Source organism: Enorma sp. (assembly GCF_982429025.1).
The window spans coordinates 17,527-31,614 of the sequence record NZ_CEWCAA010000025.1 but is presented as its reverse complement, the minus strand read 5'-3'; the positions used below and the strand labels follow the sequence as shown (position 1 = coordinate 31,614).

At 62.5% G+C, this 14,088-nt stretch carries 14 protein-coding genes; 2 read left to right on the top strand and 12 right to left on the bottom strand.

The window, feature by feature from the left end; translation table 11 throughout:
- A partial coding sequence (locus AC1VS5_RS05760; protein WP_481217995.1) for a hypothetical protein occupies positions 1-511 on the bottom strand: 511 nt, incomplete at its 3' end.
- 105 nt (positions 512-616) lie between these two features.
- Between AC1VS5_RS05760 and AC1VS5_RS05755 the strand changes: the two genes are divergently transcribed.
- Positions 617-1,873: an amidohydrolase gene (locus tag AC1VS5_RS05755; protein ID WP_481217994.1), complete on the top strand. Its 1,257-nt coding sequence runs from the start codon at positions 617-619 to the stop codon at positions 1,871-1,873.
- A gap of 356 nt (positions 1,874-2,229) precedes the next feature.
- Here the strand turns inward: AC1VS5_RS05755 and AC1VS5_RS05750 are convergent, their stop codons facing one another.
- The 4 genes from AC1VS5_RS05750 to AC1VS5_RS05735 form a co-directional block, all read right to left on the bottom strand.
- Positions 2,230-2,562, bottom strand: coding sequence for a putative quinol monooxygenase (locus AC1VS5_RS05750; RefSeq protein WP_481217993.1), 333 nt, complete (start codon positions 2,560-2,562; stop codon positions 2,230-2,232).
- 214 nt (positions 2,563-2,776) lie between these two features.
- Complete coding sequence (locus tag AC1VS5_RS05745) at positions 2,777-3,319, bottom strand: flavodoxin family protein (RefSeq protein WP_481217992.1); 543 nt, start codon at positions 3,317-3,319, stop codon at positions 2,777-2,779.
- A 74-nt stretch (positions 3,320-3,393) separates the two neighbouring features.
- Positions 3,394-3,744, bottom strand: coding sequence for a cyclophilin-like fold protein (locus AC1VS5_RS05740; RefSeq protein WP_481217991.1), 351 nt, complete (start codon positions 3,742-3,744; stop codon positions 3,394-3,396).
- A 135-nt stretch (positions 3,745-3,879) separates the two neighbouring features.
- Positions 3,880-4,422, bottom strand: coding sequence for a flavin reductase family protein (locus AC1VS5_RS05735; protein ID WP_481217990.1), 543 nt, complete (start codon positions 4,420-4,422; stop codon positions 3,880-3,882).
- Between the two features lie 144 nt (positions 4,423-4,566).
- On the opposite strand from AC1VS5_RS05735, the gene AC1VS5_RS05730 reads away from it, so the two are divergent.
- On the top strand, positions 4,567-5,031 hold the full coding sequence (locus tag AC1VS5_RS05730) for a hypothetical protein (RefSeq protein WP_481217989.1): 465 nt from the start codon (positions 4,567-4,569) through the stop codon (positions 5,029-5,031).
- Between the two features lie 188 nt (positions 5,032-5,219).
- On the opposite strand, the gene AC1VS5_RS05725 is transcribed toward AC1VS5_RS05730, so the two are convergent.
- The 7 genes from AC1VS5_RS05725 to AC1VS5_RS05695 all read right to left on the bottom strand — a co-directional run bounded on the left by AC1VS5_RS05725 (position 5,220) and on the right by AC1VS5_RS05695 (position 13,794).
- Positions 5,220-6,242 (bottom strand): aldo/keto reductase, encoded by a 1,023-nt coding sequence (locus AC1VS5_RS05725; RefSeq protein WP_481217988.1) that lies wholly within the window; start codon positions 6,240-6,242, stop codon positions 5,220-5,222.
- Positions 6,243-6,299: 57 nt separating this feature from the next.
- Entirely contained in the window at positions 6,300-6,773 is a 474-nt protein-coding gene (locus AC1VS5_RS05720; protein WP_481217987.1) for a flavodoxin, read from the bottom strand.
- A gap of 281 nt (positions 6,774-7,054) precedes the next feature.
- On the bottom strand, positions 7,055-7,759 hold the full coding sequence (locus AC1VS5_RS05715) for a Bax inhibitor-1 family protein (protein WP_019127784.1): 705 nt from the start codon (positions 7,757-7,759) through the stop codon (positions 7,055-7,057).
- A gap of 149 nt (positions 7,760-7,908) precedes the next feature.
- Positions 7,909-9,276, bottom strand: coding sequence for an MFS transporter (locus AC1VS5_RS05710; RefSeq protein WP_481217986.1), 1,368 nt, complete (start codon positions 9,274-9,276; stop codon positions 7,909-7,911).
- 246 nt (positions 9,277-9,522) lie between these two features.
- Positions 9,523-11,400: an ABC transporter ATP-binding protein gene (locus AC1VS5_RS05705; RefSeq protein ID WP_481217985.1), complete on the bottom strand. Its 1,878-nt coding sequence runs from the start codon at positions 11,398-11,400 to the stop codon at positions 9,523-9,525.
- Positions 11,400-13,241, bottom strand: a complete 1,842-nt coding sequence (locus AC1VS5_RS05700; RefSeq protein WP_481217984.1) for an ABC transporter ATP-binding protein — start codon at positions 13,239-13,241, stop codon at positions 11,400-11,402. Before AC1VS5_RS05700 ends, AC1VS5_RS05705 begins: the two co-directional genes overlap by 1 nt.
- Positions 13,234-13,794, bottom strand: a complete 561-nt coding sequence (locus AC1VS5_RS05695) for a MarR family winged helix-turn-helix transcriptional regulator (protein WP_481217983.1) — start codon at positions 13,792-13,794, stop codon at positions 13,234-13,236. The genes AC1VS5_RS05700 and AC1VS5_RS05695 overlap by 8 nt, the downstream gene beginning before the upstream one ends.
- Positions 13,795-14,088: the final 294 nt, after the last annotated feature.

Genomic DNA, 14,088 nt, shown 5'->3' with positions numbered 1-14,088 from the left:
CAACCGAAATGGACGCCAGACGCCGGATCGCATCGGCATACCTGCCGTCGGCGTAATCTGCCGCTGCGATATTGCACGCGATCCTCCGCCGCACGAACCCCCGTCGGTTGCGCTCGTCGTAAAGCTCCATGAACCGGCGCCACTTAGCACTGTCGCAATCTTGCGTGATGATTTCCGTGATGCTGCGCTCGCGCTGGCCCACCACGCTCCGGAAGAGGACCGCGGAAAGAATGGCCAGGCCGAGCAATACGAAATACCACACCATATAGCCGAGCATCCCTGCGATGAGGGCGACGGCGGCAAGCCCCAGCACGCCGACGATCTCCATGAGGCGGAACCGTCTGAACCAACGCCAGTAGTCATCAAAAATCTCATCGGCTGTCTGTGCGCTATACCCCGACGGCACATCCCGCGCCATGAGCGCGCGCACCGCCGCAACATCGACGCCGCCCGCGGACAGCACGAGGGAACGAACCTCGCTCTTCTTGGCTCCCGTTTCTTCCCCAGCCATAGAAGCCCCCATTCATATGGCCCAGCACCTACCGATAAAGCGTAAGATTGTTCACAGCTACGAGTATAGCCGATGGCGCGAACGCCACCGGGAGCAGGAGGGCGCATGGCAGGCGAACAAGCACGAACGGCATCGGAATCGCAGGCGCAGGGAACGGCCGATGCGACCGCGCGCATCCGGAAGCTTGGGCGCGCGGCAGAGCCGTACGTCATCGCGCAGCGCCGCTATTTCCACCAGCATCCTGAGCTGAGCCTGCAGGAGGTGGGCACCACCGAGGCGATCGCCCGCGAGCTCGACGCCATGCGCATCCCCTACGAACGCCCGCTTGACACAGGCCTCGTCGCCACGCTTGCCGGCACTGCACCCGACGCCTACCGGGAGGACGGCTCGCCGCGGCGGCGCCTGCTCATTCGGGCCGATATCGACGCCCTCGCCGTCACCGAGCGCGCCGACGTCCCCTTCGCCAGCGAGCGCGCGGGGGTCATGCACGCCTGCGGGCACGACTGCCACATCGCCATGCAGCTCGGAGCGCTCCGCGTACTCGCGCAGATGACCGACGCGCTCCACGGCGAGGTGCGCGCGGTATTCCAGCCCTCCGAGGAAAACGGCCAAGGAGCGCGCATGATGATCGACACCGGCGTGCTCGAAGGGGTAGACGGCGCCTACGCTGCGCACATTTGGAGCGAGGTGGACGCGGGGACCATCTCGTGCGAAGCGGGGCCGCGCATGGCGAACACCGATTGGTTCCGCGTCGACGTGCGCGGGACGTCGTGCCACGGTGCCATGCCGCAGCGCGGCGCCGATGCCATCGTGGCCGCCGCCGAGATCGTGAATAACCTGCAGACCATCGTAAGCCGCGACCTCAGCCCCTATGAGCCCGCCGTGGTGACAGTAGGCGAGATCCATGGCGGAACGGCACGCAACGTCATCGCCGGGACCGCCTACCTCACCGGAACCGTGCGCACCTACAGCGACACGGCGCACGAGGCGATGCCGAAGCTCATCGCACGCATCGCGCAGCATACCGCTGCGGCGCTGGGAGCGGAAGCGGAGCTTACCGACTACACCGTCGCGCATGGGGCGGTGGTGAACGACGAGGCGGCGTCCGCACGGTGCCGGCGTGCGATCGAGCGCGTGTTGGGCCCCGCGGCCGTAGGGCGCTACCGGGGCACGCTTTCCGGCGAGGATTTTTCTGAAGTCCTGCGCCGCGTGCCCGGTGTGCTCGCCTTCGTGGGCACGCGCAACCCTGCCCTGGGCGCCACCTTTGCCCAGCACTCCTGCTTTTACCGGGTGGACGAGAGCGTGCTCGTGAAGGGGGCCATGCTCACCGCCCAGTATGCGGTGGATTTCCTAGCTGAATAACGATGGCCCCATGGCCCGCTGGACGAGGCTCCTGGGCCGCAGGGTGAATCGCAGAAACCGGGCGTGAATCGTAGGCACCGGGTGTCTGCGATTCATTTGCGGCATATCCGTCCAGCAGATGGATAAGCCTGCATGGGCAGTCTGGATGCTCGCTCGGTTCTCGATATCGCTCGCGCGCAACGTCGCACGTGCAGGCCGTCGGCACACACGTGCCCTCAAATTTCAACTTGCATGCCGAATTACGCAATAAGAGCCGTTTTTCGCCCACTTATTGCGTAAATCGGCATGTAAGTTTGCCACGCAAAAAGAAGCTCGCTGCCCGCCGCCGATTTTTCAGAGCGAATCCTGCGAGCCTCTTACGCGCGAATGAACGCCGCATCCTGCGAGGGCACGCCTGCGGTATCGGTCACGAAGCGCTCGGCTCGCATGTGAAGGTCGTACTTCTCACGCAGCTCTGCAATGGTCGCCATCATGGGCGAAGCATGGTGGGCATCGAGTGCAGCCTGGTCGCGCCAGCTATCGATGAGCATGATGGTCTCGGGGTCATCGAGCGGCTGAAAGTACCGGTAGCCAACGTTGCCTTCCTCTGCGCGGATGCGATCGGCCGTGCCCGACGACTCCATCTCCTCGGCAAATGCGCGCGCCGCGCCCTCTTTGCCCGTGTAATACAAATTCACCGTGATTGCCACGCCGGCTCCCCTCGTGATGCAAAATTTCCTCTGTCCTATTTTTGCACCCTAACGATTCTCACTTCGGGCCGGGTCCCTCCCGAGCCTATGGCTCTTGCTGGCCAAAATCATCGTACTATTTGTAGAAAACTGAAGCGTAAAATCAATATTTCTTACGACAATTATTGAGATGTGACAGATGTACCCGGCACCATTGTCACATTCGGCACCATTGTCACGCTTGCAGGCTTGCACCGAGCTCATAGGCCTCGCGCAGGCGCTTCGACGCACGCGTCATGCCCGGCGTGCCGCAGCCATACCCGAGCACGCGGCCCAAGTCGTGCATGCTGAGGTGGCGACAGAGTGTCTCGTAGTGCGCCTCAAGCGCATCGAAGGTCCAATCGTCCGCGTTCCATGCCACGGCGAGGAGGACCGCACCCAGGCGGCGAGCCGAAATATCAGAGTTGGCCGAGCAGAACCGGTCAATCACCGCCTTGAGCTGCGCCGTCATGCCGTAGTAGTAGAGCGGAGTGGCGAGCACGAGCACGTCAGCCGCAAGGATCTTCTCAATGAGCGGCGCCATGCCATCGCGCTGCACGCACGGGCGCGTGCCATACCCGCAGGCCACGCACCCCGTACAGGGCGCGATATCGAGTGCGGCCACGTCCACGCGCTCTACCGCGTGCCCCGCGGAACGCGCTCCGCGAGCAAACTCGTCCGCCATGAGCGCCGTCGAGCCGTCGCGGTTGGGGCTCCCCTGTAAGATTATGATGTTCATCGCGTTCCCTTCCGCTATGATGCCGAAACACGTTTGGCAATAAGCCGTCTCGGCTCAACCATGCTTCGCTTTGCCTACGCACGCTCAACGGTAATCTGACCGGAAAGCTGACTGATGAGCTCGATGCCCTCAACTGCCTCGCCCAGCTCGTACAGGCTGTTGTTGGCGCTGAACGAGTCGTAGAACATCACCGCGTCGCCCCAGGGCGCGTAGTACGCGAGCGTGCCCGCACCGCCTTCGGCCAGCGGGGCGCCTGTGGCATCGAGCTCTTCTGGATAGAACGTCTTCTCGTTGGTAGAAAAATCCTCGACCGCGCAGGTCAACGGCAGCTGGTTCCAGAACCCCGTTGCAGCCTGGCTGTCGTTCAGCGTGTATCGGACCTCGTGACCCACCTCGTCGCGAACGATCATAGTGCGCTCTTCCATGGACTCCTCCTCACGTTGTTCCGGCGTCGGAGTTGTATCCTCCGCCGCATACGATCCGGACTGCTCGGCAGCAGGCTGCTCGGCAGTATTTGAAGCACAACCCGCCACACCCAGCAGGCAAGTTCGCGACGACACTTATTTCTTGAACGACAAACACGGGCCGAGGACCTCGCCCGTGGCCAGGTACTGGTAGGTTGGGAACTCGAAGAGCACCGGCTTGACCTTGGCATAGTCGATCTTGCCGCGCTCGTCGAGATTCTCCTCGTCCACGTAGGTGCCGTCGATAGTGCAGATAAAGGTCTCGAAGCCCGGCGTCTCGTACACGTCCGCAACCGCGCAGGCCACGGCGACCGGCGCCTCGGTGATGTACGGCGCACCGTTCTCGGCGGCCTCCCAGACGAAGAGCTCGGCTTTGCTTTCCTTCGCGCCCGAGACCGAGCCGGCCACATCCACCGCCGGCAGCATGCCCTCGCTCACAAGGTTGATCGAAAGCTTGCCCGTCTCTTTGATGTGCTGGTTGATGAAGTGCGCGGCGGCGAGGCTCACGGTCACGCGATCGTGCCCCATGATGCCCACGTGCGCAACGAGCGTCCACGTGGGATCGCCGCCGTTCATCGCACCGACAACGGTCACGGGCATAGGGTACAGCGCCAGCGCGGTTCCAATATTCTTCTTCATGATGTGCTCCTGACTGTTTGTACTACCGGGGCTGTGTGGGCGCAGCTGGCGGTCCAGGTTGCCCCGAAAGAGGAGGGCATAGGCCTTAGGGCCATGCCCGACGATTGAGGGGCAAGATGGGCCGCCAGATGTGGCCGAACTCAAATGCAAAATTCCCTCTGTCCTAATTTTGCATTAAATGCGTATTTTCAAGCGCTCCTCGCCGCGCTGCCCTCGGGCTGCGGGCTTGCGGCGCCCGTGATCGCCGAGGTATGGGCGGGCATCGCCAACGCGCACCAAAGCTACTTCCGCCTTGGCGACCTGCTCTTTTCCATCGTCGAGACCAACGTGGCGCTCGAGCGGCTCATTGAGTTCAAGCGTGCCTATTACGAGCATCGCGACGCTCTGGCAACGCGACTGGCCGAGTTGCTCGGCACCGGGGAAGCGCGCGGCGCGTGGGCCATCGAATCCGTGTACTACCACGCGGTGGGCATGTCTGGCTCGTGCGCCGCGAACCCGCTCGTTGCGCAGGCGCTCGAAGCAATTGGGGTCGACCGCAGCAATTTCGACTTCCGCGCCGAGATGAGCGAGTTCATCGGCATGTGCCTCGACCATATTGCCAAACGGTAAGAAACGCGACTGCTTGCCTGACATCGGTGTCACGCCATCGCCGGGCCCCCGACGTTCGGGCGTTTTTCGCATCATAGAGCCGAGAGCACGTGTTTTGCGTACATCCCGCCCGGCCAGCGGAAGACCGATACCGCACGAGAGCATCCCGGACGGCATCGGTCAAAACGAATTGCAAAAAATCCTCTGTCCTATTTTTGCACGTTGGGGTCGGTGGTGCCGGCAAGGGGCTTCTCACCGGGACGGGCGAGCGGGCCCACGAGCTCGTGCGCTACGTACGGCTCTTCCATGTAATCCAGTTCCTCGGCAGAGAGCTCAACATCAAGCGCCGCGACCGCCTCGTCCACGCGCTGCGGGCGCGAACATCCCACGATGGGTGCCTCAACGCCGCGCGCCCTGTGCCACGCAAGCGCCACCTGAGCCATCGGCACGCCATAGCGCTCGGCCACCTCGGCCACGCGCGCCACGATGGCCATATCGTTATCGCGCGCGCCGTCGTACTTGTTGACCATCACGGTGTCGGTGCGGCTGCGCGTGGAGTCGGAGTCCCAGGTCGGGCGCGCCAGGTGCCCCGAGGCGAGCGGGCTGTACGGCGTGAGCGCCATGTCGAACTGGCGGCACACGGGGATGAGCTCGCGCTCGTCTTCGCGGTACAGCAGGTTGTAGTGGCACTGCATGCTCGTGAACTTCGTCCAGCCGTGCTGCTCGGCCACCACCTGCATGTTGTGCAGCTGGTAGGCATACATCTCACTCGCGCCGAGCGCGCGCACCTTGCCCTCGCGCACGAGGCTGTCGAGCGCCTCCATGGTCTCCTCGATAGGCGTTGTGTAGTCAAAGCGGTGGATGATGTACAGGTCGAGGTAGTCGGTACCGAGGCGCTCAAGCGTGCCGTCGATCTCGCGCTCTATGGCCGCGCGCGAGAGGCAGCCCTCGTTGAAGAACACCTTGCTTGCAAGCACCACCTGGTCGCGCGCAATACCGAGGTCGCGCAGTGCCTGGCCGATATAGCGCTCGCTCGTGCCCTCTGCGTAGCAGTTAGCCGTATCAATGAAATTAATCCCCTGGTCGAGCGCGCGCTTGATGACCTCACGCGTGCCGTCCTGGTCGATGAGCCACTGATGGCCATGGCCCTCGGTGATCTCACCAAAACTCATGCCTCCCAGGCAAACCCTGGAAACTTCAATACCGGAATGACCGAGCGTTGCGTACCGCATGAACGCGCTCCCTTCTTTTTGAAAGACAACAGGTTGGCTGATGGGCTCGCGCCAAATCTACAGCCCCTCTACCCAGCGCTTTATCTCTGCCTCACGCGCGCCGTTGAGCAGACGCGCCGGGCGAAAGCCCGCGGCCGTCGCGCACACGCCGCGGAAGCGCTCGTCGATCGACCCCGTACCGCTACCGCCCGACGTGCAAAACGGCACGACAGTCGCGTTTGAGAAATCATATGCCTCGAGGAAGGTATCGATGATTGAAGGCTCACGGTACCACCAGATGGGAAAGCCAACGAATGCCGTGGAGTATGAGCCCATATCATCGACGGTACCCGCGATGGCCGGGCGACACGCAGGGTCGTTCATCTCGATGGTGCTGCGGCTCTGCTTGTTCGTCCAATCGAGGTCCGCCCGTGTATAAGGCACCTCGGGCGCTATCTCGAACAGGTCGCCGCCCGTCACGGACGCGATCTGCTGCGCCACGCGGCGCGTCACGCCGCTACACGAAAAGTAGGCTACCAGCGTCTTTGCCATTGCTATCAGCTCCTTTCGGCGCCGCGCTAGACGGCGCTCAAGCCATCTGCTGCCTTTATCCTAAAACTTGGAGCCAGCTCTAAGGCAAGGGCGAACTAGAGTTTCAGCTTTTGGGCACTTGAAGGAAGACCTGCCATGTATAGGGCAGCCGTCGCATAGAAAAACCCCAGCTAAAAGAAGCGCCGCGCACCTGGATACTCCGGGTGCGCGGCGCGAAGTGCCCAAAAGTTGAAATGGCACTCTCTCGCAAAGACTACGAAGGCACGTGAGGGGCGAGAAGTCTAATCCCTGCGGCCAAAGAGCGAGAGCAGGCGAATGAACACATTAAGAATGTCCAGGTAGAGGTCGATGGCGTACCACAGCGCATTCGAAACCGTGGGGACCGCCGTCGATGCGCGGAACACGTCGTAACCGATGAACCCGCAGAATATCACGATGACAGCAAGGTCGATGAACGTCTGGCCCACGCCCAGGAACATCAAGATAAGCTGGACAACAAACAATGCGATCAGCGCTGTGATGAGCACGCCCTGAATACGCTGGAAAAATTGCGGGAACATAATGCCCGCAGCACCGAACACGATCATGATGCCCGCCGTCGCCGAAAACGCGAGCGAGATGGTCTGCATGTCGTACATGCCCAGAATCAGCGAGGTGGAGAACCCAAACGTCAGCGTGAAGAGGGCATAGCCGATAAGGCCCATGGGGAGGCTTTCCTTACTACGCCCGATGCTCATCACGATGCAGCCCGCGATGCTGCCCACGAGCATGCCGATGGTGAGGGCAAACGGGTTCCTCAGCATGAACAGCATGAACTCATACGTGCCCGTGATGTACGAGCACGCCGCCATGATGACAAACGATAAGAGCACGAATCCGGTGAGCAGGACATTATATAGGCGGCGAGAGATGAGCTTGGGCGCTGGCCCCTCCCGATAGATGGGGCCATCGAAAGGCTGCTGCCCGTAGCGCTCGACTTCGTTCATGATTCCTCCGATCAACTGGGGCCTCAGTGCCCCGTTCCTCCCAGTGTACCCAATCAACGGGAATCTCACCAGCTCGCCGGGCACTCATCCTCGCCGAGCGCTTTGCCATGCTGGGCGCCTGGCATTGCCGGAAAGCGCGCATGGAGCCTTTACGATGCCGGATGCGCCTCGGCATCGATTCGCGCGATACGCTGGTGGCCGAATACAAGCACAAGGACCGGGAACGACGCGACGAGCACGCTCGCCAGCAAAAGCGTCCCCTGGACCCCGAGCATCGCGGCAAGCCAAGGCGACATAAGCAGCGGAATAACGCCACCCGCACTGGCGCCGAACGTCATCATGGAATTCGCGCGGCCGATCACCTCAACTTCGGCGTGCATCTGCACCAGCGTGTTCTGCAACGGAACGATCATGCCGAAGGCAAGCCCCAAAAGCACCTGCCCCACAAGAGCGACCAGCACGTACGGCGTGCCCACATACACCAAGCAACCGATTCCCATGCCGCAAAGCAGGACAAGGAGCGTCTGCACGGTCACGCGGCGCACCGGAATGCGCAGCACGAGCAGCGCGCCCGCCACCGCGCCCACGCCAGACGCGGCAGAGAGCCAGCCCATCCACGCAACGCCCACCTGAAGGACGTCGCGGTAGTAGAGCGATTCGAGCGGGTCGAGCGCGCCATAGCCCAGATACGAGAGAAAGCCCGCCCAAAAGAGGAAGGAGAGCGCCGCGTTGGAGAAAACGGCGCGGATGCCCTCGATAAGCGACGAGCGCGAGCCGGCGGGGTGCCCACTCGGACCAAGCGACGAGCGCGAGCTGGCGGGGCGCCCGCTCGGACCGGCCGCACGGCAATCTGTTCCAGCGCCGGCAGAGCCCTCCGCCAGCTCCGCTGCCAACCCTGCATCTTGCCCGCCCCCTTCAGCGCGGACACCGATTACCGGGCGAAACCCCGCTGCCGGAATCACAGCGAGCACCACGCACGCGCCCATGAAAGCGAAGACAGCTCGCGTTGGCGCCACCGAGGCGATCGCTCCGCCGATAAGTGGCCCCACCACCACGCCAATATTCGACACGATGGAGAGCGCCGAGTTGATGCGCTTGAGCTCGATGGCGTCTGCCGTAAGGTAGGCCGGGTACGAGCGAGACACCGGCTCGAAAAAGCCCAGGCTGAACCCCAAGCATGCCGCGCCAAAGGTGAGTGCGGACACGTCGCCGCCAAACACGATGCAAAACGCGTCAACAGCAAGCATGACGATGACGAGCAACGCGAAGTGCAGCCGGGGGCCTCGCGCGTCGAGATACGCTCCGCCGGCAAACGACCCTACGATTTGGAAGAGGTTGAGCAGCGCCACCACGACGGCGGTCGAAGCGACCTCACCGTCCATGCTGTAGGTGAGCGTGCCGAGCACACCGATGAAATAGCAGGACTGAATACCTACGTATATGAGAAAGCGCATGAGCACGAGACGGCGCGCCGCCGGTGCGAGCGCGCGAGCCTCGGCAAGAATACGGTCGAGCATAGGGGCTCCTTGGATTCGAGCGATGGTGCGGGCAGAGAACGAACGCAGTGCGCCCGCTACGGTTCGTAGACGAATCCTTGTGTCATGCCACGTCCCCCATCATCCGAGGCCCCAGTATGGGCACCACTCTAGCACAACGGATGCGCACCCTGGGTGGCAGGAGCGAGCCCCGCGCAACCGAGAGGCCACCCTCCATCAGCTCGGATGCCCAGCCCCGCGTGCTGCGAGCCCCGCGCAACCCAGAGACTAGCTCAGCTCGAGCATGCCGGTATACAACTGGTAGTAGCGTCCATGCTGGGCAATAAGCTCGTCGTGGCTGCCGCGCTCTACAACGCGGCCCTGCTCGAGCACCATGATCGCGTCGGCATCGCGCACCGTGGAGAGCCGGTGGGCGATCACGAACGTCGTGCGCCCGCGCATGAGCTGATCCATACCGCGCCCAATGAGCATTTCGGTACGCGTGTCGATGGAACTCGTCGCTTCGTCCAAAATGAGAACCGGCGGGTCGGCCACGGCCGCGCGCGCAATGGCGAGGAGCTGCCGCTGCCCCTGGCTCAGGTTCGCCCCATCCGAGGTCACCATCGTGTTATATCCATCTGGCAAACGCCGGATGAAGCTATCGGCGTTGGCGATCTTCGCGGCAGCGCGCACCTCTTCGTCCGTCGCATCGAGCTTGCCAAAGCGAATGTTGTCGGCAATCGTGCCGGTGAACAGGTGCGTATCTTGCAGCACGATGCCGAGCGAGGAGCGCAGCGCGCTCTTCGCGATGTTCTTGACGTTGATCCCGTCGTAGGTGATCTCGCCGTGCTGCACGTCGTAGAAGCGGTTGATAAGGTTGGTGATGGTGGTCTTGCCGGCACCCGTGGACCCCACGAACGCGATCTTCTGGCCGGGCTTGGCAAAAAGGTTGATGTCGTGGAGCACCTCGTGCTCTGGGGTATAGCCGAAGTTCACGGCATGGAAGCGCACATCGCCGCGGAGCGGGATGAGGCCCGTCGTGAGCACCGTGCCGTCCGCAGCCATATTGCGCTCCGCCACCGGAACGAGCGCACCCCAGACGCCGATGCCATAGCCGTCAGGCACCTTCCAAGCCCATGCGTCCTCACCCGTCTTAACGAGCGTCACCTTGCCCTCGTCGGCCTCGGGCTCCACGCGCATGGCGGCAAACACGCGCTCCGCGCCGGCAAGCGCCGAAAGCAGGAAGTTCGACTGCTGCGTGAACTGGTTGATGGGCAGCGCCGTCTGGCGCACGAACACGAGATAGCTCGCGAGCACGCCCACATCGGTCTGGCCGGTGAGCGCCATCCATCCACCGAGCACGGCGACAATCGCATAATTCACGTAGCTGATGGACACCACCGCCGGCACCATCGACGCGGCATACGATTGGGCGCTTGTGCCCGCCACGCGCAGGCGCTCGTTCTTATCGCGAAACCCCGCGAGGTTCGCCTCCTCATGGTTGAAGACCTTCACGACCTTCTGCCCCGTGACCATCTCCTCGATGTAACCGTCGAGCTCGCCGAGCACCGACTGCTGCCGCTGATAGAAACCGCGGCTCTTGTTGGTCGAATAGCGAATATAGGCGAACATGCAGACATAGCCCACCACCACGACGAGCGAGAGCTGCCAATTCAAGATGAAGATCATGGCAAGCGTGCCCACGATTTGTATGGCGCTCTGGATGACCATGGCGAAGCTGTTGTTCATAGCCTCGGCCACGGTGTCCACGTCGTTGGTGAAGTAGCTCATGATATCGCCGCGATTGTGCGTGTCGAAGTAGCTCAGCGGCAGCTTTTGCAGGTGCGCAAAGAGATCGCGGCGGATGTCCACGAGCACTTTTTGCGCAGCGTGCACCATGACCTGCGTATACGCGAACGCTGCCACCACACCGGCAGCGTAGATGAGGGCCGTAGCGATGATGCCTGCCACGAAGTCCGCATACGCGCCGCCCGCGAGGCTATCGACCACGGGCCGGATCATGTACGTGCCGAGCAGGTTGGCGATAGCCGACACGCTCACCAGCAGCGCCACCGCCAGAAAGAGCAGCTTATGGCGTCCCATATACGCGAGGAGCTCACGCAGCGTTGCAATGAGATCCTGCGGCTTGTTCCCAGGCGCAGCCATTACCGCTCACCCCCTTCTGATCCCTTTTGGGACGGGGTCGTTTTGACCCACTCCCCGTTCTCGGGCGCGGCCTGATGGTCTCTTTTGACCCCGTCCCCGCTTGGACCACCGTCCCCATTTGGACCATGCGTTTGAGATGCGTAGATTTCCTGGTAGATGCTATCGCTCGCCAAGAGCTCGGCATGGGTGCCCACGGCATGCACGCGGCCGTCGTCGAGCACGACGATCTGGTCCGCATCCGCTACGGAACTCACGCGCTGGGCGATGATGATCTTCGTCACGCCGGTAAGCGCAGCGAGGCTCGCGCGAATATCGGCATCGGTCGCCGTGTCCACAGCCGAGGTCGAATCGTCAAAGATGAGCACGCGGGGCCGCCTGAGCAGGGCGCGAGCAATGCAGAGGCGCTGCTTCTGCCCGCCCGAAACGTTCACGCCGCCCTGCCCCAGGTCGTACTCGAGCCCACCGGGCAGCCGGTCGAGGAACTCGTCCACGCGGGCACGGCGGCATGCCTCGAGCAGATCTTCGGTCGTTGCCTTGGGATTCCCCCAGCAAAGGTTCTCGCGAACCGTACCGCTGAACAGAACGTTCTTCTGTAGCACGATCGAAACCGCGTTGCGGAGCGCTTCAAGATCATAGCTGCGCACATCCCGCCCGCCTACGAGCACCGAACCCTCGCTCGCATCGTATAACCGCGGTATGAGCTGCACGAGCGTCGTCTTGCCGGAACCGGTGCCACCGAGCACGCCGACGGTCGAGCCGGCGGGTATGCTCAGGTTCACGTGCTCAAGCGCGTTCTCGGCAGCATCCGCGCGATACTTGAACGACACGTCGCGAAACTCCACGGACCCATCGGCCACCTCGGTGATGGGGACCTCCGGCGAAACGAGGTCGACCGGCTCATCCAGCACCTCACAAATGCGATGGATGCTCGCCAACGAACGCGTGAGCAGCAGGAACACGTTCGAGATCATGATGAACGAGTTCAAAATCTGCATGACGTATGAAAGGAACCCGGTCAGCTCGCCCACTTGGAGCTCCCCGCCCAGGATCATCTGGCCGCCGAACCACATGATGAGCGTTGTCGCCGTGTAAAGCGAGACGTACAGCACGGGCATATTCAGCACCGCGAACTTGAACGTCTGCTCGCTCGTGCGCGCTAAGCCCTCGTTGACCGCGCGAAATTGCGCGCACTCGTAGTCCTCGCGCACGTATGCCTTCACGGCACGCACGGCGGTAAGCATCTCCTGAACTACGTCGTTGAGCCTATCCACCGTGGTTTGCAACACGCCGTAAAGGGGCCCCACATGACGCACGATGAGCGCAAGCGCCACGATCATGAACGGCGAGACTCCCACGAACACGAGTGCAAGCTGCATGTTGAGATAAAACGCCAGGCCGAAGCCGATAACAAGCATCACCGGCCCACGCACCATCGGCCGAAATCCCGCGTTGAGCGCGTTCTGGATCACGGTGACGTCGGTGGTCATGCGCGTGATGAGCGACGAGGTCTCGAAGTGATCGAGGTTCGCGAAGCTCATCTCCTGCACGTGCTCGTACTCCGCGGCGCGAAGCCGTGCGCCGAGGCCATACGTAGCGCGGGCGGCGTGACGTGCGTAGAGCTGGCCTGTGATGAGCGAGAGGGCGGCGCATGCAAGCATGAGCACGCCCTGGCGGAATATGAAGTCGAGGTCGCGGGTAGCCACGCCCACATCGATGATATCGGCCATGAGGATGGGGATGACCATCTCGAACGCGCTCTCGATGACCACGAGGAGCATGCCGAGGATCGCGTCGCGGCGATAGGGACCAAGGAAACCGACGATGCGGCGGAGTTCATGCATGGGATGCCTCCTCAGGAGCAGAGGGCTGGCTAAGAGCAGAAGCGGGCCGGGACTCCTCTCCCGCAGGCATGGGATCTAGCCGCTCCGTAGCGGGCCGGGACTCCTCCCCTGCCAGTTGCCGCCCGTAGGCACGCAGGTTCGCATGTGCGCGAACCAGGTAATCTGCAAATGCGGCGCGCTCCTCGGGCGTGAAGCCCTCCAACATGGCCGCCGCCTCCTCACGACACGCGGCACCCCACGATTGGGAGACGCGCTTGCCTTCCGCCGTGAGCGAGACCACCTTGCTGCGACGGTCATCGGCCGCGGGCGCTATGGCCACAAGCCCTTTCTTGCTGAGCGCATCGAGCATGCGCGAGACGCCCGCAGGGTCGAGCTCATAGTATTCAGCGAGGCCGCGGGGCGAACTCGGACCGTTTTCCTCAAGATATGAAAGCAGCCTGGGCTGCCCGGTGCCAAGGCCGATGCTCGCCATGAATGGATGCATGAGCTGCCGCTGCGCATGGCTCGTGCGGTAAAGCAATGCACGGAATTCAAACAGGTCGGGATCTTCCACGCCGATCCATCCCCTTAATTACTTGATATATCAACTGTTGATGCGTCAAGTAATAATCCTGAGCAAAGCTGCTGTCAAGCAACAACCCCTGCGTACATAAGCGCGAAATAAAACGGGCTCGACCATCGCTCCGAACGCAGCCGGGTGCTGCCTAAGGTGACGGTTGGCCCCCTTGCGTGACGGCATCGCTCCAGGCGCAATCGGGGGCAGTGCCATCGGAAAGGGCTACGCCAGCTGAAACCGCTCCATCGGGGCTGCGCCATTGGGGCTGCGTCATCGTGGCCCGCACCAGCT

Excerpts from the sequence above, each read along its gene's own strand:
- AC1VS5_RS05705 (WP_481217985.1), bottom strand. The coding sequence starts at position 11,400 with ATGGCTGCGCCTGGGAACAAGCCGCAGGATCTCATTGCAACGCTGCGT.
- AC1VS5_RS05720 (WP_481217987.1), bottom strand. The coding sequence starts at position 6,773 with ATGGCAAAGACGCTGGTAGCCTACTTTTCGTGTAGCGGCGTGACGCGC.
- AC1VS5_RS05710 (WP_481217986.1), bottom strand. The coding sequence starts at position 9,276 with ATGCTCGACCGTATTCTTGCCGAGGCTCGCGCGCTCGCACCGGCGGCG.
- AC1VS5_RS05715 (WP_019127784.1), bottom strand. The coding sequence starts at position 7,759 with ATGAACGAAGTCGAGCGCTACGGGCAGCAGCCTTTCGATGGCCCCATC.
- AC1VS5_RS05735 (WP_481217990.1), bottom strand. The coding sequence starts at position 4,422 with ATGAAGAAGAATATTGGAACCGCGCTGGCGCTGTACCCTATGCCCGTG.
- AC1VS5_RS05745 (WP_481217992.1), bottom strand. The coding sequence starts at position 3,319 with ATGAACATCATAATCTTACAGGGGAGCCCCAACCGCGACGGCTCGACG.
- AC1VS5_RS05730 (WP_481217989.1), top strand. The coding sequence starts at position 4,567 with ATGCAAAATTCCCTCTGTCCTAATTTTGCATTAAATGCGTATTTTCAA.
- AC1VS5_RS05725 (WP_481217988.1), bottom strand. The coding sequence starts at position 6,242 with ATGCGGTACGCAACGCTCGGTCATTCCGGTATTGAAGTTTCCAGGGTT.
- AC1VS5_RS05755 (WP_481217994.1), top strand. The coding sequence starts at position 617 with ATGGCAGGCGAACAAGCACGAACGGCATCGGAATCGCAGGCGCAGGGA.
- AC1VS5_RS05740 (WP_481217991.1), bottom strand. The coding sequence starts at position 3,744 with ATGGAAGAGCGCACTATGATCGTTCGCGACGAGGTGGGTCACGAGGTC.
- AC1VS5_RS05700 (WP_481217984.1), bottom strand. The coding sequence starts at position 13,241 with ATGCATGAACTCCGCCGCATCGTCGGTTTCCTTGGTCCCTATCGCCGC.